Below are 22,970 nucleotides of genomic sequence, written 5' to 3'. Positions count from 1 at the left end.
CTGAAGTGACCGCTGTCAGTCTCGGTATGCCCGCAGTACCGCCCCCGCCGCTCGCCCCGCGCCGGGCCAGCCGCCAGATCATGGTCGGCTCGGTGCCGGTCGGTGGGGGTGCCCCGGTCTCGGTGCAGTCGATGACCACCACCCTCACCTCCGACGTCAACGCCACCCTCCAGCAGATCGCCGAGCTGACCGCGTCCGGCTGCCAGATCGTCCGGGTCGCCGTGCCCAGCCAGGACGACGTGGAGGCACTGCCGGCGATCGCCCGCAAGTCGCAGATCCCGGTGATCGCCGACATCCACTTCCAGCCGAAGTACGTCTTCGCCGCGATCGACGCCGGCTGCGCGGCCGTCCGGGTCAACCCGGGCAACATCCGCCAGTTCGACGACAAGGTCAAGGAGATCGCCGCAGCCGCCTCCGCCGCCGGTACGCCGATCCGGATCGGCGTCAACGCCGGCTCGCTGGACAAGCGGCTGCTCGCCAAGTACGGCAAGGCCACCGCCGAGGCGCTCGTCGAGTCGGCGCTGTGGGAGTGCTCGCTGTTCGAGGAGCACGGCTTCCGGGACATCAAGATCTCGGTCAAGCACAACGACCCGGTGGTGATGATCCGGGCGTACCGGCAGCTCGCCGAGCAGTGCGACTACCCGCTTCACCTGGGGGTGACCGAGGCCGGCCCGGCGTTCCAGGGCACCATCAAGTCGGCTGTCGCCTTCGGCGCGCTGCTGGCCGAGGGGATCGGCGACACGATCCGGGTGTCGCTGTCGGCCCCGCCGGTCGAGGAGATCAAGGTCGGCAACCAGATCCTGGAGTCGCTGGGGTTGCGCGAGCGCGGGCTGGAGATCGTCTCCTGCCCGTCCTGCGGCCGGGCCCAGGTGGACGTCTACAAGCTCGCCGAGGAGGTCACCGCCGGCCTGGAGGGGCTGCCCGTCCCGCTGCGTGTCGCCGTGATGGGCTGCGTGGTGAACGGGCCGGGCGAGGCCCGCGAGGCCGACCTCGGGGTCGCCTCCGGCAACGGCAAGGGGCAGATCTTCGTCAAGGGTCAGGTCGTCAAGACCGTCCCCGAGGGGCAGATCGTCGAGACGCTCATCGAGGAGGCGCTGCGGATCGCCGACGAGATGGGTGCGGAGATCCCCGAGGAACTGCGCGACCTCGTCCCCGGCCCTACGGTCACCGTGCACTGACCCACCGTCGAGAAGGGCGGTCCTCCCGCCGGGAGGGCCGCCCTTTCGGGTACGTGGTTGAGCGTCGCCGGGATGCTTCGGCACCGGTGGGCGCGACTTTCAAGGTGGCCCGCACCTTCGAGGAGATCCGGCTCGGGCGGTTGTGGTGGTCCTGGCCCGGCCGGCGGGGTTCGCCGTGCCGGGCCAGGGCGTCGCGGGTCGCCGGGGTGCCGGGTGCCCGGCGGTCACTCCGATTCGGCGAGGATCGCGTACAGCTTGCGGCGGGTCTCGTCGAGCACCTGGGCAGCGCGTTCCCGCTGGTCGTCGGTGCCGGTCATCATCACCTGGCGCAGCGCGTGCATGGCCTGCGCGCCCGCGTCGCGGATGTCGTGCCAGCTGTTGACGGTGTCCTCGGCGAACTCCGCCCAGGGCGGGGTCTGCGCGGCCGTGGTGGCCTCCTCCCGGCCGGCATCGGTCAGGTCGAACCGCTTGCGCCCGCCGCCGGCCGGGTCGGTGCTGGCGGCGATGACGCCCTCGTCCTCCAGCAGTTGCAAAGTCGGGTAGATCGATCCGGGGCTGGGCCGCCAGGCCCCGCCGGTGCGGGAGTCGATCTCCTGGATCATCTCGTAGCCGTGCATCGGCCGCTCGGTGAGCAGGGCCAGCACGGCGGCCCGGACGTTGGGTCGGCGTCCCCGGCCCCGCCCGCGCCCACCCCGGCCGCCGCCCCAACCGCCGTGCCCGTGCGGGCCGGGGGGCATGGGCGGGAAGCCGAAGCCGCGCTGCCGGGCCTCCTGCAGTGCGTGGATCCGACGGTGGAATCCCATCATGTCGTCCCTTCATCGTGCTGTCGCTGATGCATCAACGATATATCGGCAATGTGTTGTCGACAAGTCCTCTGGTGGCTGTGCCGGTCACCCGGCGAAGCACCGCCCTGATCTGGCAGGCTGGTAACCGTGCTGACGGTGCCGGTACGCCAACTGGGAGAGTCGGAGCGGCGTGCCGTCGAACGGCTGCTCGACCTCGACCCGTTCGCGGGCGCGCAGGTCGCCGAGCGGGTCGCCGCGCGCGGTCTCGCCTGGTGGCGGGCCGAGGGCCGCATCCTCGGCTACGGCACCCGCCGCAACCTGGAGTCGATCTGCTGGCTCGGTGGCAACCTCACCCCGATCCTCGCCACCGACTCCGCCGTCGCCGCCTTCGCCGAGCAGCTCTCCGGCGAGGAACGGCTCTGCTCCTCCATCGTCGGACGCGCCGATGCGGTGCTCGGCCTCTGGGACCGGCTCGCCGACCAGTGGGGGCCGGCCCGCGACGTCCGCCCCAACCAGCCGCTCCTGGCCGTCGACACCCTGCCCGCCATCCCGGTCGACCCCGAGGTGCGCCGGGTCCGCCCCGACGAGGTGCACCTGCTCTTCCCCGCCGCCGTCGCCATGTACGCCGAGGAGGTCGGCGTCTCGCCGCTGGCCGAGGACGGCGGCCGGGCCTACCGCCGACGGGTCGAGGACCTGGTCCGCGCCGGCCGGGCGTACGCCCGCATGGTCGACGGCGAGGTCGTGTTCAAGGCCGAACTGGCGGTGGTGACCCGCCGTACCGCCCAGGTCCAGGGCGTCTGGGTGGCCCCCACCTGGCGCGGACGCGGGATCGCCAGCGCCGCGATGGCCGCCGTCGTCCGCGACGCGCTGCTCCGGGTGGCCCCCACGGTCAGCCTCTACGTCAACGACTTCAACCGCCCCGCCCGCCGGGTCTACGAACGCTGCGGCTTCCACCGCGTAGGCACCCTCGCCACCATCCTCTTCTGACCCATCACCGGTCCCGTCGCCGCTCCGGTCCCTGTCGCTTTCCGGTCCCTGCCATCTCCCGGACGCTTGCCCACCCACCCGGCCTTCCCGGGCACCCCACCCCGCCCCTCACCCGTTCACCCGCTCATCCGCTCCCCGCCCCGACCTCTTCGCCCCGCCCCGACCTCTCCGCCCGCCTCGTCCCGGCCTCTCCGCCCCTCCGGTTGGCCGCGGCCCCACCCTGTTGGTCACCCTCTCGCCTTCTCGGCCCCCGCCCCGTCCCGGTGATCAAGAGGTTTAGGTCAGTTGATCAAGAGGTTTAGGGCAATTTGAAGATCAACATTGACGCAAACCTCTTGATCACCGGGGCGGGACGGGGCGGGGTGGGGTGGGGCGAGGCGGGGCGAGGCGGGGCGGGGTGGGGTGGGGTGGGGGGTCGGGGGTGGGTGGGTTGGTGGTAAATGCGTTGAGGGGAGGGGGGCGGGGGGTCAGGCTGGGGGGTACCGCCACCCCGAGTTCCGGAGGGAATTTCCATGCGCCTGCTCCGTGATCTCTGGGCGTCCGCGCCACGCCGCGTGACGGTCGTGATCGTCCTCGTCGTCCTCGGTGCCGCCGGTCAGGCCGCCGCCTCGGCGGTCGCCGGCCCGGTGCTGGTGCACCGCTCGGCCGGGTGGTTCGCCGCCCTGGTCGTCGCGCTGGTCGTCGCCGTCTTCGGCGAGTTGGTGATCGCGCTGTTGATGGCGGGCATCACCGCCGACTGGTCCGCCGACGTGCGTCGCCGGCTCTGCCGGGTCGCCCTCGGGCAGGATCTGCCCACCCTGGAGGGCACCCCGGTCGGCGAGTTGCTCGACCGGATCGACAACGACGTCTACCAGGTCGCCTCCGAGCTGCGGAACACCGGCGTACGGCTGGTACAGGGGTTGGTGCTCTGTCTGCTCGCCACGGTCAGCGCGCTGTTCGTCTGGTGGCCGGCCGGGGTGGCGATGCTGCTGCTCACGGTGCTGCTCGTCGCGCTGCTGCGCCGACCCACCGCCGCCATCGCCCCGGCCCGGATGTCCGAGGAGGAGGCCTGGTCGGACCTGGCGGCCGTGATGGAGGAGGCGGTACACGGCCAGGACGACGTCCGTACCAGTCTCGCCCAGCCGTACGTGCTGCGGTTGTACGCCCGACGGGCCGCCGAGGTGCTGGCCCGTTGCCGCCGGGTCTTCCTGATGTCGGCGCGGGTCACCGCCTTCGCCGCCGGCACCATCCGGGTCGGGATCGCCGGGGTGGTGCTCGCCGGGGCCTGGGCGTTGACCACCGGCCGGGTCGACGGGGCCCGGTTGACGGCGATCTGGCTGCTCGCGTTGAGCTTCGGCGCGACCGTCGAACACCTCGCCCGCTGGGTGCCGCACCTGCAGTACGCGCTCGGTGCCTGGGCCCGGGTGCTGCTGCTCTCCGACTCCAGGCAGGAACCCTCCGGCGGCCTCACCCCCACCGACGGCGACCTGACCCTGCGCGGGCTCACCTTCCGCTACCCGGCCACCGGCGAGGACGAGCGCGCGCCCGCGCTGCGCGACGTCCGGCTCAGCTTCGTCCGCGGCCGGTCGTACGCGCTGGTGGGGCGGACCGGTTCGGGCAAGTCGACGCTGGCCAAGGTGCTCACCCGGGCGGTCGAGGTGCCGCGCGGGACCGTGCTGCTCGGCGACACCGACCTGTGTGACCTGGACGTCGAGGAACTGCGCCGGTGGATCGCGGTGGTGCCGCAGCGTACCGAGATCCTCGCCGGCACCCTCGCCGAGAACGTGGCCCTGTTCGACCCGGACCTGCTCGACGACGCGCCCCGGGCGCTGGCCGAGCTGGGGCTCACGGAGTGGGTCGCGGAACTGCCCGACGGCATCCGGACCCGGCTGGGCGAGGGCGGCCACGTGCTCTCCGCCGGCCAGGAACAGCTGGTGGCGTTCGCCCGCATCCTGGTGCGCGACCCGCACGTGGTGATCCTCGACGAGGCCACCGCGCGGCTGGACCCGGTCACCGAGACCCGGGTACGCGAGGCGACCGAACGCCTGCTCACCGACCGGATCGGCATCATCATCGCGCACCGGCTGTCGTCGGTGCGGCGCTGCGACGAGGTGGTGGTGATGGCCGACGGGGCGGTCCTGGAGGCCGGCCCGCTGCGCTCCTCGGCCCGTTTCGCCGAGTTGCTCGCCACCAGCCACGCCGCCGCGTACACCCCGGTCGGTGCGGGCCGGTCCGCCAGCCGGGGCGGCGTGGACCTGCTGGACGGCCCTGCCGGCTGGCCGGACGCCGACGCGACGTCCCCGGCCCGGCCGGACGACACCGGAGCGGGTCTCGACGGGGCGGATCCCGACGGGCCGGGCCGGGTCGCCGCCGTGCGGGGGACCGGGCCGGCCGGGCGGGCGGCGGTGGCCGTACCGAAGCAGGACCCGCCGCCGCTGCCACCGCTGCCGCCCGCGCGGACCATGCGGGAGATCCTGCGTCTGGGCCTGAACGACCCACGCTTCGGCATGCTGTCGGTCGCGCTGTTCATGGTGATCACCGTGCTCGGCCTGGACGGCAGCGTGCTGCCCTGGCTGTGGGCGGACGTCGTCGACGGCGGTGACCCGTGGCTGCCGGCGCTGGGCATCGCCGCTGCGCTGGTGATCGTGCTGCCGCTGCCCTACTGGACCAACCTGCGGTTCCCCCAGTGGTGGGTACGCCAGATGCTGCGGATGAGCCTGCGGCTGGTGCACGGTCAGACCGGCCCGCGCCGCACCAGCCGGCACACCCCGGCCGAGGTGGTGGCGCAGAGCGGGGACACCGAACGGGTCGTGCAGCTCGCCGACAACCTGATGGACCAGCTCATCGCCCTGGTGACGATGGTGACCATGACGCTGATCACGGGCAGTCTCGTGCCGGCGTTGTTCTTCGTGGGCACGATGGCCGTGTCCGGGCTCGCCGCGACCCTGTTCGGCCCCCGGTTGGAGCGTTCCGCCCGGGACACGGTGGCGGCCCGCGCCGCCTTCGCCACCGCGCTGGTCTCCTCGCTGTCGGCGGCCCGGACGGTCAAGCTCGCCGGGGCGACCCGGCCGGTGCTCGACCACCTCTCCGCGCTGGACCTGGTACGCAGCGACCGGCAGCGGCGGGAGATCGCCGTGCAGGTGTGGGCGCGTTCCACCCCCTCGGTGGCCAGCGGTCTGCTGCCGATCGCGGCGTGGGCGCTCTACCTGACCGGCGGGCTCTCCGCCGGTGCCACCCTGGTCGCCGTCTCCACCCTCGGGGCGGCCCGCTGGTTCGCCTGGACCACCGCGTCCCTGGTCTCGCAGTACCCGTCGGCGCGCGTGTGGACCCGCCGGACGGTGGCGATGGCCGGGATCGGGGCGTACTCGGCGGAGGTGCCGGGGGTGGACCTCGCCGCCGGTACCGCCCCGACGCCGCAGCCGCCGCCGCGCCGGCCGCTGCGCCGCCTGGAACTGGCCGGCTTCGGGGCGCTGCACTCCGACGGCACCCTCGCCGTACGGGACGTCGACCTGACCGTGGACCGGGGCCGGCTGGTGCTGGTGGTGGGGCCGGTCGGCTCCGGCAAGTCGTCGCTGCTGCGGGCGCTGGCCGGGATCGTGCACCACGTCGGTGAGCTGCGCTGGAACGGCGAGCCGGTGACCGAGCCGGAGCTGTTCCTGCGCCCCCAGCAGGTCGGCTACGTCGGTCAGCTGCCCCGGGTGCTCTCCGGCACGGTCGCCGACAACATCGCCCTCGGTCACGACGTGGACGCGGCCGGGGCGGTGGGCACCGCCCAGCTGGAGCACGACCTGGCGGGCGGCGGTGGGCTGGGGCTGCTGATCGGGCACAAGGGCACCCGGCTGTCCGGCGGGCAGTTGCAGCGGCTGGCGCTGGCCCGGGCGCTCGCCCCGCGTACCGAACTGTTGGTCGCCGACGACGTGTCGTCCGCGCTGGACGTCACCACCGAGCTGGCGCTGTGGGCGGCGTTGCGGGAGCACGGGGTGACCGTGGTCGGCTCGACCTCGAAACGGGCGGCGCTGGTCCGCGCCGACCACGTGGTGGTGCTGGTCGACGGCACGGTCGCCGCCCAGGGCGGGTGGCGGGACCTGGAGGACGACTGGGGTCACCTGGCCGGCTGACCCGGGCACCCGCGCCCGCCCCCGCCCGGTCGGGCGGGATCGGGGAGAGTTGTCGTCGCTCCAGCGACAACAACTCTCCCCGCAGTGGTCGCCGCCTGCCGGTCGGCGGATGGTCAGAAAGCGCGGGCGTACGGGTCGGGCCAGTCGGGGCCGGCACCGAGCTTCGCGGCGGCCCGGCGCGGCCAGTACGGGTCCCGGAGCAGTTCCCGACCGAGCAGCACCAGGTCGGCCTCACCGGCGACGACGATCTGCTCGGCCTGTTCCGGCTCGACGATGAGGCCGACCGCACCCGTCGGTACGCCCGCCTCGCGCCGGATCTGGGCGGCCAGCGGCACCTGGTAGCCGGGACCGACCGGGATGGTCGCCCGGGCCGACGCCCCGCCGGAGGAGACGTCCACCAGGTCGACGCCGGTCGCGGCCAGCTCGGCGGCGAGGGCGACGCTGTCGTCCGCCGTCCAGCCGCCCTCGACCCAGTCGGTGGCGGAGATCCGGGTGAGCACCGGTACCTGCTCGCCGACGGTGGCGCGGACCGCGCGGGCGACCTCCAGGGTGAGCCGCATCCGGGCGGCCCGGTCGCCGCCGTAACCGTCGGTGCGGTGGTTGGTCAGCGGGGACAGGAACTCGTGCAGCAGGTAGCCGTGCGCGGCGTGGATCTCCACGACGGCGAAGCCGGCGTCGACGGCCCGGCCGGCGGCGGTGGCGAACGCCGACACCACCCCGGCGATCCCGGCCTCGTCCAGCGCGGTCGGCCGCCGGTAGTCGGGCAGGAACGGTTCGACGCCGGGGCCGACGGGCGTCCAGCCGCCCTCGTCGTCAGGCACGCCGCCGCGCTCGGCCGCCCACGGCCGCCAGGTGCTGGCCTTGAACCCGGCGTGGGCGAGCTGCACGGCGGGCACCGCCCCCTGGCCGGCGACGAACGCGGTGACCGGCCGCCACGCGTCGACGTGCGCGTCGGACCAGATGCCCGTGTCCTGGGGGCTGATCCGTCCCTCGGGAACGACCGCGGTGGCCTCGGTGACGACCAGGCCGGCACCGCCGACGGCCCGGGACCCGAGGTGCACCAGGTGCCAGTCGGTGGGCAGCCCGTCCGGGCCGGCGCTGTACTGGCACATCGGCGCGAGGGCGATCCGGTTGGGCAGGGTGACGCCGCGCAGGGCGAGCGGGGTGAACAGGGCACTCATGCGGGTGATCCTCCGGTACGGGCGGGTGGCGGTGCGGGGCGGGTCGGCGTGTCCGGGGGAGGGCCCGGCCGGGGCTGCGGCCGGCGTGCTCAGGCGGGCGTCGGCGCGAGGTCGTCGCGGCGGGCCGGCCGGGCGGCGGTCCCGTCGGCGGCGGCCGGGTCGGCGGCGGTCAGGTCGCGCCGGCCGGCGGCGGCGTAGGCGTCGCGGTCCAGGATGCCCTCGCGGGCGGCCACGATGGTCGGCACGACGGCCTGCCCGGCCACGTTGGTGGCGGTGCGGATCATGTCCAGGATCGGGTCGATCGCCAGCAGCAGGCCGGCACCGGCCAGCGGCAGGCCCAACGTGCTCAGGGTCAGGGTCAGCATGACGATGGCACCGGTCAGACCGGCGGTGGCGGCCGAACCGACCACCGAGACGAAGGCGATCAGCAGGTAGTCGCCGATGCCGAGGTCCACCCCGAAGACCTGGGCCACGAAGATCGCGGCGAGCGCCGGGTAGATCGCGGCGCAGCCGTCCATCTTGGTGGTGGCACCGAACGGCACCGCGAAGGAGGCGTACTCGCGGGGGACGCCGAGCCGCTCGACGGAACGCTGGGTGACCGGCATGGTGCCCACTGAGGAGCGGGAGACGAAGGCCAGTTCGATCGCCGGCCAGGCGCCGGCGAAGAACCGCAGCGGGTTGAGCCGCCCGGCGGTGACCAGCAGCAGCGGGTAGACCACGAACAGGACGATGGCGCAGCCGACGTAGACGGCGGTGGTGAACTTCGCCAGCGGGGCCAGCAGGTCCCAGCCGTACGCGGCGACGGCGTGTCCGATCAGGCCGAGGGTGCCGATCGGGGCGAGCCGGATCACCCACCACAGCGCCTTCTGCACGATGGCCAGCACCGCGCGGTTGACCTCGACGAACGGCTCGGCGGCCGCGCCGACCAGCAGTGCGGCGGCACCGACGACCAGGGCGAGGAAGACGATCTGGAGCACGTTGCCCTCGACGAACGCGCCGACCGGGTTGGTCGGCACGATGCCGGTGAGGAAGTCGGTCCACGAGCCGGTGGTCTTCGGCGCGGTCGCGCCGCCGACGTCCAGGCTCACCCCCCGGCCCGGGTCGGTGAGCAGACCGATGCCGATGCCGAGGCTCACCGCGATCAGCGCGGTGACGCCGAACCAGAGCAGCGTCTTGAGCGCCAGCCGGGCGGCGTTGGCCACCCCGCGCAGGCTGACCACGCTGACCACGATCGCGGTGAAGACCAGCGGCGGGACGGCCAGCTTGAGCAGTTGGACGAAGAGCCCGCCGACGGTGTCGAGGGTGCCGGCCAGCCAGCTCAGGTCGTTGGCACGGGCGAGGAAGCCCAGCGCCGCGCCGAGCACGAGGCCGAGCAGGATCTGGGCGGAGAAGGGGAACTTGCGCAGGGTGGAAGCCATCAGGGCGGGTCCAATGTCGGTAGGGGTCGGTCGGCGGCAGCGTCAGGAGCGTGGCTGCGCCGGACAGACCCCACTGGCCTGCCGTCGGAGGTCGACGTACAGGCGCACGGTGAGGTGCCAGACATTGGTCATCGCCTGTCGACGCTACTCCCGGCCGGGCGCGAGCTGGAAGGACCGATCCGGGTGAGGCTCCTTACACGGACGTTGTCGACCCGGTGACCCGTTCGTCACGTTCGACGTGCTCACGGGCACCGGGCACGACGGGCCCGGCCCGGTCGGCCGGTCCGTCAGCGGTCGGCCGGTGCCGGGACAGCAGCAGCGCGGTGCACAGGCCCCAGCCGGCGCAGAGCACCAGCAACACCCGTTCCAGCCCGGCCACCAGGTCGCCCCGGCCCACGGTCAGCAGGCCCAGCGCGACCGCCCCGGCCACCGGCAACGCCACCACCCCGGCGACCCGGGCCACCCGGCGCAGCCCCGGCGTCGCCGGCCGGAGGAACCCGACCACCAGCATCGCGAGCACGGTCACCCCGGCCGCCACGATGCTCGCCCCGGCGTGCACCAGGTCGGCCGGGGTCGCCGCCTCGAACGGCGGCAGCGGGCAACCGGCGCTGCACGTCACCGCACCGGAGAGCACGGTGCCGGCCGCGCCGGTCAGCAGCAGGCCGGCCGCGAGCCGCAGCGTCACCGGCAGCGCCGCGGCCAGCGACAGCAGCGCCGCCGCCAGGGCGAACACCCCCATCCGGTACGTCGAGGCAAAGGCGCTGTCGCTGACCCCGGCCTCGCTGACGTACCCGCGCCACGGGCCACCCGGACCGGCCCCGACGGCGACGGTCACCGCGACCGCGCCGAGCAGCACGAAGCCGGCGGCGACCCGGCCGGCGACGGCACGGGCGGCGTCAGGCACGGCCGTGCGGGGTGAGCCAGCCGGAGGTGTCCGGTCCCGCCGGCACCACGCCGGTGGGATTGATCTCACGGTGGGTGGCGTAGTAGTGCCGCTTGATGTGGTCGAAGTCCACCGTCTCGCCGAAGCCCGGGGTCTGGAACAGGTCCCGGGCGTACGCCCAGAGCACCGGCAGCTCGGTCAGCTTCTGCCTGTTGCACTTGAAGTGCCCGTGGTAGGCCACGTCGAAGCGGACCAGGGTGGTGAACAGCCGCACGTCCGCCTCGGTGATCGCGTCACCCATCAGGTACCGCTGGCCGGCCAGCCGCTGCGACAACACGTCCAGCCGGGCGAACAGCGCCGCGTACGCCTCGTCGTACGCCTGCTGGGAGGTGGCGAAGCCGCACCGGTACACGCCGTTGTTGACGTCGGTGTGGATCTCGGCCATCAGCGCGTCCAGTTCCGGGCGTAGCGCGACCGGGTAGAGGTCGGGCGCGTCCGGGGCGTGCAGGCGTCGCCACTCGGTGGAGAAGTCGAGGGTGAGCTGCGGGTAGTCGTTGGTGACCACCCGGCCGGTGAGCGTGTCCACCAGCGCCGGCACGGTAACCCGGCCGGTGTAGTCCGGATCGGTGGCCAGGTACGCCTCGGAGAGGAAACCGATGCCCAGCGCCGGGTCGAAGCCGTCCGGGTCGAGGGTGAACCGCCACCCGCGTTCGTCGCGGATCGGGTCGACCGTGCCCAGCGAGATCACCCCGTCCAGCCCGAGCAGGCCCCGCACGATCATGGCCCGGTGTGCCCAGGGGCAGGCCCGGCACCAGATCAGCCGGTACCGGTCGGCCTCCAACGGCCAGCGCCCCTGGTCGTCCGGCCCACCGCCCTCGGGTGAGGTGGAGTGCGGGGTGACCCGGCCGGTGAACCGGTTGGGCTGGCGGACGAACGCCCCGCCGCCGGAGGTCTCTGCGCTGAACTGGGCCCGGGTCATACCGCCAACCTATCCGGCGTACGCCCGCCTGACCTGTCGTGCGACCCGGCCGGGGCGGCGTCCGGCGCGGGCGTGGATATCCTGACGGCGGACGTCCCCCGTGACCCGGGTGACGCCGGGACCGCCAGCCCCTTCCCATCCCCGAAGGACGTGCGTCGATGACCGTGGCCTACCTCGTGTCTGGAGTCCGTACCCCGATCGGCCGGTACGCCGGCGTCCTCGCCGGGGTGCGCCCCGACGACCTGGCCGCCCATGTGCTGCGCGAACTGGTCGCCCGGCATCCGGCGGTGGACTGGGAGCGGGTCGACGACGTGGTGCTCGGCTGCGCCAACCAGGCAGGTGAGGACAACCGCAACGTGGCCCGGATGGCGGCGCTGTTGGCCGGCCTGCCGCAGGAGGTGCCGGGCAGCACCGTCAACCGGCTCTGCGGCTCCGGCCTGGACGCGCTGGCCACCGCCGCCCGTGCCGTGGTGGCCGGGGAGGCCGACCTGGTGCTCGCCGGTGGCGTCGAGAGCATGAGCCGTGCCCCGTTCGTCATGCCGAAGGCCGCCACGCCGTATTCGCGGGCCGCCGAGGTGTACGACACCACCCTCGGCTGGCGGCTGGTCAACCCGCTGATGGCGGCGGGGTGGGGTACCGACTCGATGCCCGAGACGGCCGAGAACGTGGCCGCCGAGTTCGGCGTCGACCGGCATGCGCAGGACGAGTTCGCGCTGCGTTCCCAGCAGCGGGCCGCCAAGGCGCAGGCCGACGGCCGGTTCGCCGAGGAGATCGTGCCGGTGACCGTGCCGGCCGGCCGGCGGGAGACGAAGCTGGTCGAGGTCGACGAGCACCCCCGGGAGACGACGCTGGCGAAGCTGGCCGCGCTGCCCACCCCGTTCCGGGCCGGCGGCACCGTCACCGCCGGCAACTCCTCCGGGGTCAACGACGGCGCGGTGGCCCTGCTGGTCGCGTCCGAGGCGGCGGTGGCCCGGTACGGCCTGAGCCCGCTCGCCCGGGTCAGCGGCGCGGCGGCGGCCGGCGTACCGCCCCGGATCATGGGGATCGGGCCGGTGCCGGCCACCCGCCGGCTGCTCGACCGGCTCGGCGTCGCCCTCGCCGACGTCGACGTCGTCGAGCTGAACGAGGCGTTCGCCGCGCAGGGGATCGCGGTGCTGCGCGAACTGGGCCTGCCGGAGGACGCCGAGCACGTTAACCCGAACGGCGGGGCGATCGCCCTGGGGCACCCGTTGGGGGCCAGCGGGGCCCGGCTGGCGTTGACCGCCGCCCTGGAACTGCGTCGCCGGGGCGGCCGACGGGCCCTGGCGACCATGTGCGTCGGGGTGGGGCAGGGCATCTCGCTGTTGCTGGAATCCGTCGACTGAGGCATCCGGACGCGCCACGGTGGCCTGTGGTGCGCGGGCGGACGCGCAGCGTGACCACGGTTCGTCCGGCGGCTCCGACCTGCCGGTCCCGGGCACAGATCGGGCTCCGCTGATCTCCCGTACCTGGGCGGACGGGCCTAGAGTGGTCAGCACCACACGATCCGCGGGTCGGCCGGTGCGGCTCCGCGTGCCCGCGCACGCCGTCGACACCGGTGCCCTCCCGCACCGCGGCGACGAACTGGGGGCCAGCGATGCAGACGTCGGACGGACTTCCCGCCGAGATCGACCTGAGCCGGCCCAGCGCCGCCCGGGTCTACGACTACTTCCTCGGCGGCGCGCACAACTTCGAGATCGACAGGCGGCTCGCCGAGCAGATCGCCAGCATGACCCCGAACCTCGCGGCCACCATGCGCTCCGGGCGGGAGTTCCTGCGCCGTGCGGTGCGGGCGCTGCTCGACGCCGGCATCGACCAGTTCCTCGACATCGGCTCGGGCATCCCCACCGTCGGCAACGTCCACGAGGTCGCCCAGGCGGCCAACCCGCAGGCCCGGATCGTCTACGTCGACATCGACCCGGTCGCCGTGGCGCACAGCCGGGAACTGCTCACCGGCAACGACCGGGCCGTCGCCGTGCACGCCGACCTGCGGGAACCGAAGCTGATCCTCGACGAGGCCCGGTCCAGCGGCCTGATCGACTTCGACCGGCCGCTGGGTATCCTGCTCGCCGGGGTGGTGCACTTCGTCCCCGACGCCGACCGCCCGGCCGACGTCCTCGCCACCCTGCGGGCCGCCGCCGCACCCGGCAGCTTCCTGGTCATCTCCCACTCCACCTTCGAGGACCAGCCCCAGGAGATGCTCGACGCGCAGCGCCTCTCGGCGCGCACGGACACCGAGATCACCCTGCGCTCCCGTGCCGAGATCACCGGCTTCTTCGGCGACTGGACGCTGCTTGAGCCCGGCGTGGTGCACATGCCGCTGTGGCGGCCCGACTCCCCGTCCGACGTGGACGAGCATCCCGAGCGGTTCGGGGCGTTCGGCGGCGTCGCCCGGTACGACCGTCCCGCCGGCTGAGCCGACCATGTCCGCCGTTCCGGACCCCGGCGGCACCGACGCGTCCCGTCCGGGCGCACAGGGCTACGCCGCCGACTGGGCACGGGCGGTACGCCGGCTCGGGTTCGTGCCGATGAGCACGGACGAGACCGAGCGGCTGCTGCTGACGCACACCGTACGGCTGGCGCGGGCCCTGCTCGCCGAGGACTTCTCCGCCGCCCCGGCGGAGGAGGTGGGCCGGGCGCTGGTGGAGGCGCACCTGACCGAACCGCGCATCCTGGACTGGTCGGTGCGGGCGCTCGGCGAACAGCTACCGCAGCGGGTGCTGCCCCCCGACGACCCGCCGCCCGACCTGGCCGTCCGGGTGGCCGCGTTGCAGGGTGGGCTGGCCGCCGGGTTCGGCCGGGCGCTGCGCGACCGTACCTTCAGCCAGCAGGAGCGGATCGCCCGCTCGGCCTGGCAGGCGCGGGACTCGGTGGAGCGGGCGCTGCGCGACAGCGAGGCGCGGTTCCGGGCGGTCTTCACCGGGGCGGTCATCGGCATCGGCATCGCCGGCATCGACGGCCAGATCATCGACGTCAACCAGTCCTTCGCCGACATGCTCGGCTACACCCCGGAGGAACTGCGGCAGACCAACGTCGCGTCGCTGTTCCACCCCGACGACGCAGCCGGGATGTGGGAGCTGTACCAGGAGCTGATCGAGGGCAAGCACGACAGCGTCCGGGTGGAGAAGCGCTACTACCGCAAGGACGGCAGTGTCGTCCTGACCGACCTGGCCGTGTCGCTGATCCGGCACGACGACGGCCGCCCCCGGTTCACGGTGGCGATGATCGAGGACATCACCCAACGGTACGAACTCCAGCAGCGGCTGCGGTTCCAGGCCCTGCACGACCCGCTCACCGGCCTGCCCAACCGGACGCTGTTCTTCGAGAAGCTCGGCCAGGTCTTCGCCGACGCCGGGCCCGAGCAGCGGATCGGCGTCTGCTTCCTCGACCTGGACGGGTTCAAGGCGGTCAACGACAGTCTCGGCCACGACCTCGGTGACCGGCTGCTGGTCACCATCGCCAGGCGGCTGTCCGACTGTGTCATCGGCCAGGGGCACCTGGTGGCCCGGATGGGTGGTGACGAGTTCGTCATCCTGGTCAACGGCGGCGAGGGCATCGACGACGCGGTCGGTGTCGCCGAGTTGGCGCTCGCCGCGGTGGCCGCCCCGGTGCTCGTCGGCGACCACCAGCTCGCCGTGTCGGCGAGCGTCGGGGTGGTCGAGTGCCCGGCCAGCGAGACCAGCGTGTCCGAGCTGATGAAGGCCGCCGACACCACGCTGTACTGGGCGAAAGCGGAGGGCCGGGGCCGCTGGGCGGTGTACGACCCGGAGCGCAGCGCCGCCGACATCGCCCGGTCCGCGTTGGCCGCGGGTCTGCCGGCGGCACTGGACCGGGGCGAGTTCGTGGTCCACTACCAGCCGATCGTGTCCCTGCTGGACGGCTCGATGCTCGCCGTGGAGGCGCTGGTCCGCTGGGCCCACCCGGAGCTGGGCCTGGTCGGCCCGGACCGGTTCATCGGCCTGGCCGAGGAGACCGGGCTGATCGTCAGACTGGGCGAGTGGGTGCTGCGGCAGGCGTGCCGCGATGCCCGCGCCTGGCACCGGGAGTTCCCGGAGGCCAAACTGGTGGTCAGCGTCAACCTGGCCGCCCGGCAGGCCGACGACCCGGCCATCGTGGACACCGTCGCCAGCGCGCTGAGCCGCAGCGGCCTGCCGGCGGAGCTGTTGCAGCTGGAGTTGACCGAGAGCGCCGTGATGGGCACCGCCGGGGAGCCGTTACGGTCGTTGTACCGGTTGGCGGATCTGGGCGTACGGCTGGCCATCGACGACTTCGGCACCGGCTACTCGAACCTGGCGTACCTGCGGCGGCTGCCGATCCACTGCCTGAAGCTGGCCGGCCCGTTCGTCGAGGGCATCCGGGGTGACGGCGGCGACTCCTCGCCCGACCATCGGGACGTACGGATCGTCGACGCCCTGGTCCGGTTGGCGCACGCGTTGGAGTTGTCGGTGACCGCCGAGGCGGTGGAGACGGAGGAACAGGCCGAACGGCTGCGGGCGTTGCGCTGCGACACCGGGCAGGGGCGCTGGTTCGGCCCGCCCGCCCCGGCGGACCAGATCACCGCCCGGCTGCGCGGCGGGACCGGGGCGGGACCGGGCGGGGGAGAGGTGGCGGGGTGAGCCTGACCGACGGTGAGGCGGCGTTCTCGGTGATCGCGGCGATCGCGATCGTCGCCGGGTTGGCCGGGGTGGTGGTGCCCGGCCTGCCGGCGCTGCCGCTGTGCTGGGGCGGGGTGCTGCTCTGGGCGATCTTCGGCGGCGCCGGGCCGGGGCGTTGGGCGGTGCTCGCCGCCGCCACCGTGGTCGCCGCCGCCGGTGCCGTGATCAAGTACGCCTGGCCGGGGCGCAACCTCAAGCGCACCGGGGTGCCGACGTCGTCGCTGCTCGTCGGGGGTCTGCTCGGGCTGGTCGGGTTCTTCGTCATCCCGGTGGTGGGCCTGGTGATCGGTTTCGTCGGCGGGGTGTGGGGGGCCGAGCGGCTGCGGCTGGGCAGCAACCAGCTCGCCTGGCCGGCGACCGTGCAGGCGTTGAAGGCGGCCGGCCTGTCGATGATGGTGGAGTTCCTGGCCGGCCTGGTGATCGCCGCCCTCTGGGTGGCCGGCCTCCTCTTCACCTGACCCCCACGACAGCGGCCGGAGCCACCCACGGGAGCGCCCGGCAAGGTCGACTCGGTTGGGTCGATGTTGCGGTATTCGGCCGCCGGGACACCGCAAGATCGGCCCAGGCGAGTCGATCAAGACGTGGCGGGCCGGCGATGGTCGGGGAAGGTCAGGCAGCGGGGCCGATCTGCTTGGCCAGGTCGACGAACGACTGCCAGGTGTCCGGAGCGAAGGCGAGGGTGCCGCCGGCACGGTCCTTGGTGTCGCGGACGAGGACGACGCCGGGCAGATTGTCCGCCACTTCGACACACGAGCCGCCGTTGCTGCCGCTCTTGGTGCTCTTGCGCCACTGTGCGCCGGTCAAGTCCATGTGTGCGCCGCTTCCTTGATCAGGTTGAGTGATTGCCTGCGGGAGAAGGCTTCGCCTCTGATCATCTCCCACGTTCGCTGGAGGGTAACAAGGTCATCGGTCTCATCCACCACCTGTGCTCGCACTTGGTGATCGAGATGCGCGACTACTGAGCCGTCGGCAAGAGTGCCAAGGATGAAGCCGCCCTGTAGTCCAGGGTAGAGCCCGGTTTCCTCACTCACCACGAGGATCTGTACGTGCGGTAGCTCGGCCATCTCGGCCAGGTGGATGAGCTGTTCCTTCATCGCGGCGGGGTGACTCTTCATGGGGCGGCGTAACGCCGCCATGTCGATGACGGCGACGAGTTGCGGTGGCCTGCCGCTGGTGAGAATGGAACTGCGATCGAGCCGCGATGCCACGCGCTCATCGATCTCGTCCGGGGGTAGCAGGTTGTGTGCCAGCGTGGCTCGGGCGTACCCCTCGGTCTGGAGTAGGCCGGGAACCCAGGTGTGCTCGTACCACCGCAGCGCGACCGCTTCGCGCTCCCAGTCGACCCATTTTCTCAGCCACTGTGGCTCGCGGCGTTTGAGGACGTCGGGCCATAGGTCACCAACGTCCCGGCCCAGGATCGCGGCCACGGTCACACGTCGGCGGGGCTGCGGCACACGTCCCGGCGATATCCAGCGCGCTGCCGTCTTGGGGTCGACTCCTGTTTGAGCAGCAAGACTCTCTGCTGTCTCGCCGACCTCGGCCATGGCCTCCTGAAGTGCGTGGTTCATCCCGCCTCCATCATGGATGTCACGAACGTCCCTGAGCATAGATTAACGTCGTGTACTGATCCCGTTGCGCTGGGCAAGGTTGCCTCAGGTGGGTCGGCTCTGGCGGGACGGTGTCGGGGCCGACTTCGCGGGGGCCGCTCCCTTACTGGCCAGTGGGAGCGGCCCCTTCCCAGACACGCGAGGAGGTCGACATGAAGGGTTCGGTCATGTGGTGGAGGAGCATGAGGACGCCGCCCTGCCGGATGGTCGGGAGCGTCGGTCGGTTCCTGTGGTCGGCTGACCTGATCGACGACGAGGCGCAGGCCGCCGCGCTGTGGGGGCGGTGATGGTGGTGGTTCGTCCGCCTGTCCCGCACGTCGCGATGCGTCCGCTGTGGCGTTGCCGCAACTGCGGCCGGCAGTGGCCGTGCCAGCCGGCCAAGCTCGCGCTGCTCACCGAGTACCGGCACGACCGGATGTCCCTGCTGATCTATCTCGGCACCCTGATGCGCGAGGCCACCAACCAGCTCACCCAACTCCACCCGGCCCACCCGCCCACCGGGATGACCGAGCGCTTCCTGTCCTGGGCCAGGGCCCGGGGCTGAGGGCCGTGCAGGATCGGCAGCAAGATCGACTCTTCTGGGTCGATGTTGCGGTGTCCACGCCCGGCGGATACCGCAACATCGGCCCAGGCGAGTGGATCAGGGCGGGAGTGGGTGGCGGGGCGGGACGCCCGTCGGGTACGGCACGACGCCGTACGTGAGAGAGAGGTGGGCGTCCCGCGCCGCCGTGGTGCCGGGCTCCTGCCGAGTGCCCGGCGTCGGCCCGTCGCGATCGGGCCTGGTCACGGGCTCAAGCATGCGTCGGTGCGAGGTGCGGGGCAACCTGATTACCGTCCGGTCGGGTGACATTATGTAACGGGTTCGGTACCGGGAATGGATTGACCGTCGTGATCGGCGGGACGAGACTCGGGCGCACCCGGGGATCACCCGGGTAGTTCCGGGTACCACCTCAGGGAGGTGTGCTGTGGCCACAACGCCCCCGCCGACCACCGGGCAACCGCCGACAGCCGGGAACGGGCAACCGCCGGCAGCCGGGCCGCACGCGCCGGACGACGACGCCCGACGGCTCGCCGAACTCGGCTACCAGCAGGAGTTGCACCGGAAGTGGAGCGGCTTCTCCAACTTCGCCATCTCGTTCTCGATCATCTCGATCCTGGCCGGCTGTTTCACCACCTTCGGCCAGGCGTGGAACAACGGCGGGCCGGTCGCCATCTCCTGGGGCTGGCCGCTGATCTCGCTGTTCATCCTGATCATCGGGTTCTGCCTGGCCGAGCTGGTCTCGGCGTACCCGACCGCCGGGGGGATCTACTGGTGGGCGGCGAAGATGGGCCGGCCGGTGCACGGCTGGTTCACCGGCTGGCTCAACCTGATCGGCCTGGTCGCGGTCACCGCGTCGGTGGACTACGGCTGCGCCACCTTCCTCAACCTGACCCTGTCGGCGCTCTTCGACGGGTGGGAGGGGACGCTGCGGCAGGCGTTCGTCCTGTTCGTGATCATCCTGGCCCTGCACGGGCTGATCAACATCTTCGGGCACCGGATCATCGACGTACTCCAGAACGTGTCGGTCTGGTGGCACGTGGCCGGCGCCGCCGCCGTGGTGGCCATCCTGCTGCTGGTGCCCGACCGGCACCAGAGTTTCCAGTTCGTGTTCACCGAGCGGTTCAACAACTCCGGTTTCGGTGACGGTGACACCGGCGGGTTGACGTTCTGGTTCTATGTGCTGCCGCTGGGATTCCTGCTCACCCAGTACACGATCACCGGATTCGACGCCTGCGCGCACGTGTCCGAGGAGACCCGGGGCGCGTCGCAGGCCGCCGCCAAGGGGCTGTGGCGGTCGATCTTCTATTCGGCGGTGGGCGGGTGGATCCTGCTGCTGGCGTTCCTGTTCGCCGCCACCGACGTGGACGCGGTCAACGCGGCCGGCGGATTCTCCGGTGCCATCTTCGAATCCGCGCTGACCCCGTTCTTCTTCAAGACGGTCATCATCATCTCCACCATCGGGCAGTTCTTCTGCGGGATGAGCTGCGTGACCTCGATGAGCCGGATGACGTACGCGTTCAGCCGCGACCGGGCGGTGCCGGGCTGGCGGCTGTGGTCCAAGGTCGACCGCAACGGCACCCCGGCCAACGCGATCATCGGGGCGACGCTGGCCGGCCTGGTGCTCACCCTGCCGGCGCTCTACGAGAGCCCGTCCGGCATCCCGGTCGCCTTCTACGCGGTGGTGTCGGTGGCGGTGATCGGCCTCTACCTGTCCTTCGTCATCCCGATCGCGCTGCGGCTGCGCCTCGGCGACCGGTTCGAGCCGGGCCCGTGGACGCTCGGCCGGAAATACAAGCTGCTCGGCTGGATCGCGGTGGTCGAGATCGTGATCATCTCGGTGTACTTCGTGCTGCCGATCGTGCCGGCCGGGGTGCCCGGCAACGCGGAGTTCAGCTGGTCGGCGGTGAACTACGCGCCGCTGGCCGTCGGCGGGGTGCTGCTCGGGGTGGGCATCTGGTGGTACGCCTCGGCCCGGAAGTGGTTCACCGGCCCGCGCCGGACGGTCGACGTACCCGAGCCGACGGCACCGACGGTGGACGCCGCCCGGGTCGACGGACCGGCCTGACCACGAGCCCTGCGGGGCGACCACGGGCGGCCCCGGCCGGAACCCTGACGGGTTCCGGCCGGGGCCGCCCGGCGTGACCGTCAGAGATAGACGCTGTTGCTGAAGGTGAGCGGAATGAACGTGGTCGGGCCGCCGTAGTTCCAGGTGATGAAGGCGTCCGCACCCGTCTTGTACTCGCCGGTGTACCGGGGGTACTCGGTGTCGACGTTGCCGAGGACGGTGCTGTAGGCCGTCTTGGTGTTGTAGGTGACCTGGGTGCCGTAGCGGAACAGGGCGACCTCGACCTGGATCGCCCAGACCGGATAGGTGCACTGCACCGCCGCCAGGCCCTCCTCGCCGCCGCCGTACGGGCCGCCGTAGTAGACGAACGGGGTGCTCGGGGTCAGCGTGCAGGTGACGGTGATGGAACCGACGGTCCCCGTCACCGAGGTCGAGGCGAGGGTGCCGGCGGAACCCGCCGACACGCCGGTGGCCCCGGTGGACAGCGGCGCGAGGCGACCGGCCCGCGCGCCGTCGGTGGCGGACGATCCGGCCGCCGGCCGCGCGGCATCGGCACCGGCGGTGCGGGGGGCCGCCTGGGTCGGGCTGGCCACCGCGAGCAGCGCGGCGGAAACGGCGATCGCCACCAGGGCGGCGAGGGCCCGGGGCTTCCCACTGGGACGTACTCTCGTCATTACGCGTCCTTCGGTGCGTCGTGATGGAGCAGTTCGGGTGTTTCTGGGCCGGCCGGCCCGGTGCGACCGAGAGGGCCGAACATCCACGCTCCGGTGACCGGTCGACGCATTGCGCGCGAATACGCGGCAGGTCAGGGGAAGTGGTCGTGCGGATCGGCCGACAAAATGCCGTGCGTCGCACCGGCCGGCTCAAATTCTGGCAAGGGTTCCAACTTCCACGCAAGGTCGCCGCGCGATTACCGATCGGTGTGGTCGGCTATGTGTCCGAACGGATGAGTGGCGTGTCGCGGCGCTTCTTTCCCGCCTTTGGGAAAGCGTTTCCGTCGTTGTGCGTACGACAATTTCCGCTCGTTCCGCGCGTCGCGTCGCGTCCGGCTCCGGGGCGCGGGCGGGCGCTCGCGGACCGGGCCGCCGGGTCCGGACCGGGACCGGCCGGACCACCCCGGCCCGGGGGGTTTGCCGGCCCGCCCGGACGGGGCATTGACGGTGATCCGCTCGGCCCGGTAGACCTTGGTGATGGAGGCGCACGGATGAGGAAAGCCCCGCTCACGTTGGAACAGCTCCGGGTCGCCGTCGCCGAGGGCGAGATCGACACGGTGGTGCTCGCCCTGACCGACATGCAGGGCCGCCTCCAGGGCAAACGGTTCCACGCCCCGTTCTTCCTCGACCAGGTGGTCGCCAACGGCAGCGAGGGCTGCAACTACCTGCTCGCCGTGGACGTCGACATGAACACCGTCGACGGGTACGCCATGTCGAGCTGGGAACGCGGCTACGGCGACTTCGCCATGCGCCCCGACCTGTCCACCCTGCGGCGGATGCCGTGGCAGCCGGGCAGCGTCCTGCTGCTGGCCGACCTGGAGTGGCTGGACGGGTCGGGCCCGGTGGTCGCCTCACCCCGGCAGATCCTGCGCCGGCAGCTCGACCGGCTGGCCGACCACGGGCTGACCGCGTACGCCGGCACCGAGCTGGAGTTCGTCCTCTACCGCGACTCGTACGAGGAGGCGTGGCGGCGCGGGTACCGCGACCTCACCCCGGCCAACCAGTACAACGTCGACTACTCGCTGCTCGGCACCGCCCGGGTGGAGCCGCTGCTGCGTCGCATCCGCACCGAGATGGCCGGCGCGGGGCTCACCCCGGAGAGCGCCAAGGGGGAGTGCAACCTCGGCCAGCACGAGATCGCCTTCCGTTACGACGAGGCGGTGGCCTGCGCCGACCACCACGTGATCTACAAGAACGGGGCGAAGGAGATCGCCGCCCAGGAGGGCGTGTCGATCACGTTCATGGCCAAGCCCAACGCCCGGGAGGGCAACTCCTGCCACATCCACTTCTCGCTGCGCGACGTCGACGGCCGCTCGGCGATGCTCGGCGACGGGCCGGCGCAGCTCAGCGTCACCGGGCAGCGGGTGCTGGCCGGGCTGCTCGCCACCATGCGCGAGATGAGCGTGCTGTTCGCCCCCAACATCAACTCCTACAAGCGTTACCAGCCCGGCTCGTTCGCGCCGACCGCGCTGCGCTGGGGCACCGACAACCGCACCTGCGCGCTGCGGCTGGTCGGCCACGGGCAGGGGATGCGGGTGGAGAACCGGGTGCCCGGCGCGGACGTCAACCCGTACCTGGCGATCGCCGCCCTGGTCGCCGGGGCGGTGCACGGCATCGAGCAGGAACTGGAGCTGGCCGACGAGTGCACCGGCAACGCCTACGACGACCCGGCCGCCGAGCGCGTCCCCGCAACCCTCCGCGACGCCCTGACCCTCTGGCAGGGTTCCGAGATCGCCCGCTCGGCCTTCGGCGACGAGGTCCACGCCCACTACGCCAACCAGGCCAAGGTCGAACTGGCCGCCTTCGACGCCGCCGTAACCGACTGGGAACTAACCCGTGGCTTCGAACGCCTCTAACCCCCAC

Annotated in this window: 18 protein-coding genes; 10 read left to right on the top strand and 8 right to left on the bottom strand. The window is 72.5% G+C overall.

Features of this window, described 5'->3' with window-relative positions:
- Window positions 1-5: 5 nt before the first annotated feature.
- Entirely contained in the window at window positions 6-1,178 is a 1,173-nt protein-coding gene (gene ispG / locus ACN267_RS16955) for a flavodoxin-dependent (E)-4-hydroxy-3-methylbut-2-enyl-diphosphate synthase (protein ID WP_204956899.1), read from the top strand.
- A 224-nt stretch (window positions 1,179-1,402) separates the two neighbouring features.
- On the opposite strand, the gene ACN267_RS16950 is transcribed toward ispG, so the two are convergent.
- On the bottom strand, window positions 1,403-1,981 hold the full coding sequence (locus ACN267_RS16950; RefSeq protein ID WP_421489103.1) for a PadR family transcriptional regulator: 579 nt from the start codon (window positions 1,979-1,981) through the stop codon (window positions 1,403-1,405).
- 129 nt (window positions 1,982-2,110) lie between these two features.
- On the opposite strand from ACN267_RS16950, the gene ACN267_RS16945 reads away from it, so the two are divergent.
- Together ACN267_RS16945 and ACN267_RS16940 are read left to right on the top strand one after the other, a co-directional pair.
- The gene (locus ACN267_RS16945) at window positions 2,111-2,950 is read left to right on the top strand and encodes a DUF4081 domain-containing GNAT family N-acetyltransferase (RefSeq protein WP_204956901.1); all 840 of its coding nucleotides are present in this window, start codon (window positions 2,111-2,113) and stop codon (window positions 2,948-2,950) included.
- A 512-nt stretch (window positions 2,951-3,462) separates the two neighbouring features.
- A complete protein-coding gene (locus ACN267_RS16940; protein WP_204956902.1) occupies window positions 3,463-7,047 on the top strand; it encodes an ATP-binding cassette domain-containing protein in 3,585 nt (1,194 codons plus the stop codon).
- Window positions 7,048-7,160: 113 nt separating this feature from the next.
- Here ACN267_RS16940 and ACN267_RS16935 read toward each other — a convergent pair whose 3' ends face one another.
- The 4 genes from ACN267_RS16935 to ACN267_RS16920 all read right to left on the bottom strand — a co-directional run bounded on the left by ACN267_RS16935 (window position 7,161) and on the right by ACN267_RS16920 (window position 11,508).
- Entirely contained in the window at window positions 7,161-8,228 is a 1,068-nt protein-coding gene (locus ACN267_RS16935) for an NADH:flavin oxidoreductase/NADH oxidase (RefSeq protein WP_421489102.1), read from the bottom strand.
- An 89-nt stretch (window positions 8,229-8,317) separates the two neighbouring features.
- Entirely contained in the window at window positions 8,318-9,634 is a 1,317-nt protein-coding gene (locus ACN267_RS16930) for a dicarboxylate/amino acid:cation symporter (protein WP_421490434.1), read from the bottom strand.
- A gap of 205 nt (window positions 9,635-9,839) precedes the next feature.
- Window positions 9,840-10,550 carry a DUF998 domain-containing protein gene (locus ACN267_RS16925; protein ID WP_421489101.1) on the bottom strand — a complete coding sequence of 237 codons (711 nt, stop codon included), beginning with the start codon at window positions 10,548-10,550 and terminating at the stop codon, window positions 9,840-9,842.
- Complete coding sequence (locus ACN267_RS16920) at window positions 10,543-11,508, bottom strand: glutathione S-transferase family protein (protein WP_204956905.1); 966 nt, start codon at window positions 11,506-11,508, stop codon at window positions 10,543-10,545. Before ACN267_RS16920 ends, ACN267_RS16925 begins: the two co-directional genes overlap by 8 nt.
- Before the next feature lie 158 nt (window positions 11,509-11,666).
- Between ACN267_RS16920 and pcaF the strand changes: the two genes are divergently transcribed.
- The 4 genes from pcaF to ACN267_RS16900 all read left to right on the top strand — a co-directional run bounded on the left by pcaF (window position 11,667) and on the right by ACN267_RS16900 (window position 16,639).
- Window positions 11,667-12,872: a 3-oxoadipyl-CoA thiolase gene (gene pcaF, locus ACN267_RS16915; RefSeq protein WP_281899768.1), complete on the top strand. Its 1,206-nt coding sequence runs from the start codon at window positions 11,667-11,669 to the stop codon at window positions 12,870-12,872.
- Between the two features lie 251 nt (window positions 12,873-13,123).
- On the top strand, window positions 13,124-13,942 hold the full coding sequence (locus tag ACN267_RS16910; RefSeq protein ID WP_204956907.1) for an SAM-dependent methyltransferase: 819 nt from the start codon (window positions 13,124-13,126) through the stop codon (window positions 13,940-13,942).
- A gap of 7 nt (window positions 13,943-13,949) precedes the next feature.
- Window positions 13,950-16,142, top strand: coding sequence for a putative bifunctional diguanylate cyclase/phosphodiesterase (locus tag ACN267_RS16905; RefSeq protein ID WP_281899764.1), 2,193 nt, complete (start codon window positions 13,950-13,952; stop codon window positions 16,140-16,142).
- On the top strand, window positions 16,139-16,639 hold the full coding sequence (locus tag ACN267_RS16900) for a DUF456 domain-containing protein (protein WP_204956909.1): 501 nt from the start codon (window positions 16,139-16,141) through the stop codon (window positions 16,637-16,639). The genes ACN267_RS16905 and ACN267_RS16900 overlap by 4 nt, the downstream gene beginning before the upstream one ends.
- Before the next feature lie 151 nt (window positions 16,640-16,790).
- On the opposite strand, the gene ACN267_RS16895 is transcribed toward ACN267_RS16900, so the two are convergent.
- Entirely contained in the window at window positions 16,791-16,991 is a 201-nt protein-coding gene (locus ACN267_RS16895; protein WP_357758667.1) for a DUF397 domain-containing protein, read from the bottom strand.
- Window positions 16,982-17,749 (bottom strand): DUF5753 domain-containing protein, encoded by a 768-nt coding sequence (locus ACN267_RS16890; protein ID WP_421489100.1) that lies wholly within the window; start codon window positions 17,747-17,749, stop codon window positions 16,982-16,984. The genes ACN267_RS16895 and ACN267_RS16890 overlap by 10 nt, the downstream gene beginning before the upstream one ends.
- A 331-nt stretch (window positions 17,750-18,080) precedes the next feature.
- Between ACN267_RS16890 and ACN267_RS16885 the strand changes: the two genes are divergently transcribed.
- Both ACN267_RS16885 and ACN267_RS16880 read left to right on the top strand, forming a co-directional pair.
- The gene (locus ACN267_RS16885; RefSeq protein ID WP_421489099.1) at window positions 18,081-18,332 is read left to right on the top strand and encodes a flavin reductase; all 252 of its coding nucleotides are present in this window, start codon (window positions 18,081-18,083) and stop codon (window positions 18,330-18,332) included.
- Window positions 18,333-18,753: 421 nt separating this feature from the next.
- Window positions 18,754-20,394, top strand: a complete 1,641-nt coding sequence (locus ACN267_RS16880) for an amino acid permease (protein WP_421489098.1) — start codon at window positions 18,754-18,756, stop codon at window positions 20,392-20,394.
- A gap of 80 nt (window positions 20,395-20,474) precedes the next feature.
- Here ACN267_RS16880 and ACN267_RS16875 read toward each other — a convergent pair whose 3' ends face one another.
- Window positions 20,475-21,068 carry a hypothetical protein gene (locus ACN267_RS16875; RefSeq protein ID WP_204956913.1) on the bottom strand — a complete coding sequence of 198 codons (594 nt, stop codon included), beginning with the start codon at window positions 21,066-21,068 and terminating at the stop codon, window positions 20,475-20,477.
- Between the two features lie 530 nt (window positions 21,069-21,598).
- On the opposite strand from ACN267_RS16875, the gene ACN267_RS16870 reads away from it, so the two are divergent.
- Window positions 21,599-22,963, top strand: a complete 1,365-nt coding sequence (locus ACN267_RS16870; protein WP_204956914.1) for a glutamine synthetase family protein — start codon at window positions 21,599-21,601, stop codon at window positions 22,961-22,963.
- The last annotated feature ends 7 nt before the right edge of the window (window positions 22,964-22,970 follow it).

The organism is Micromonospora sp. WMMD734 (assembly GCF_049178975.1).
Classification (GTDB): Bacteria; Actinomycetota; Actinomycetes; order Mycobacteriales; family Micromonosporaceae; genus Micromonospora; species Micromonospora wenchangensis.
The sequence above is the reverse complement of the archived record's forward strand: the minus strand, read 5'-3'. Positions and strand labels throughout refer to the sequence as shown.

Bases quoted from the DNA above. Each gene is read 5' to 3' on its own strand.
- ACN267_RS16950 (WP_421489103.1), bottom strand. From the start codon at position 1,981: ATGGGATTCCACCGTCGGATCCACGCACTGCAGGAGGCCCGGCAGCGC.
- ACN267_RS16940 (WP_204956902.1), top strand. From the start codon at position 3,463: ATGCGCCTGCTCCGTGATCTCTGGGCGTCCGCGCCACGCCGCGTGACG.
- ACN267_RS16935 (WP_421489102.1), bottom strand. From the start codon at position 8,228: ATGAGTGCCCTGTTCACCCCGCTCGCCCTGCGCGGCGTCACCCTGCCC.
- ACN267_RS16920 (WP_204956905.1), bottom strand. From the start codon at position 11,508: ATGACCCGGGCCCAGTTCAGCGCAGAGACCTCCGGCGGCGGGGCGTTC.
- pcaF (WP_281899768.1), top strand. From the start codon at position 11,667: ATGACCGTGGCCTACCTCGTGTCTGGAGTCCGTACCCCGATCGGCCGG.
- ACN267_RS16910 (WP_204956907.1), top strand. From the start codon at position 13,124: ATGCAGACGTCGGACGGACTTCCCGCCGAGATCGACCTGAGCCGGCCC.
- ACN267_RS16905 (WP_281899764.1), top strand. From the start codon at position 13,950: ATGTCCGCCGTTCCGGACCCCGGCGGCACCGACGCGTCCCGTCCGGGC.
- ACN267_RS16895 (WP_357758667.1), bottom strand. From the start codon at position 16,991: ATGGACTTGACCGGCGCACAGTGGCGCAAGAGCACCAAGAGCGGCAGC.
- ACN267_RS16890 (WP_421489100.1), bottom strand. From the start codon at position 17,749: ATGAACCACGCACTTCAGGAGGCCATGGCCGAGGTCGGCGAGACAGCA.
- ACN267_RS16875 (WP_204956913.1), bottom strand. From the start codon at position 21,068: ATGACGAGAGTACGTCCCAGTGGGAAGCCCCGGGCCCTCGCCGCCCTG.
- ACN267_RS16870 (WP_204956914.1), top strand. From the start codon at position 21,599: ATGAGGAAAGCCCCGCTCACGTTGGAACAGCTCCGGGTCGCCGTCGCC.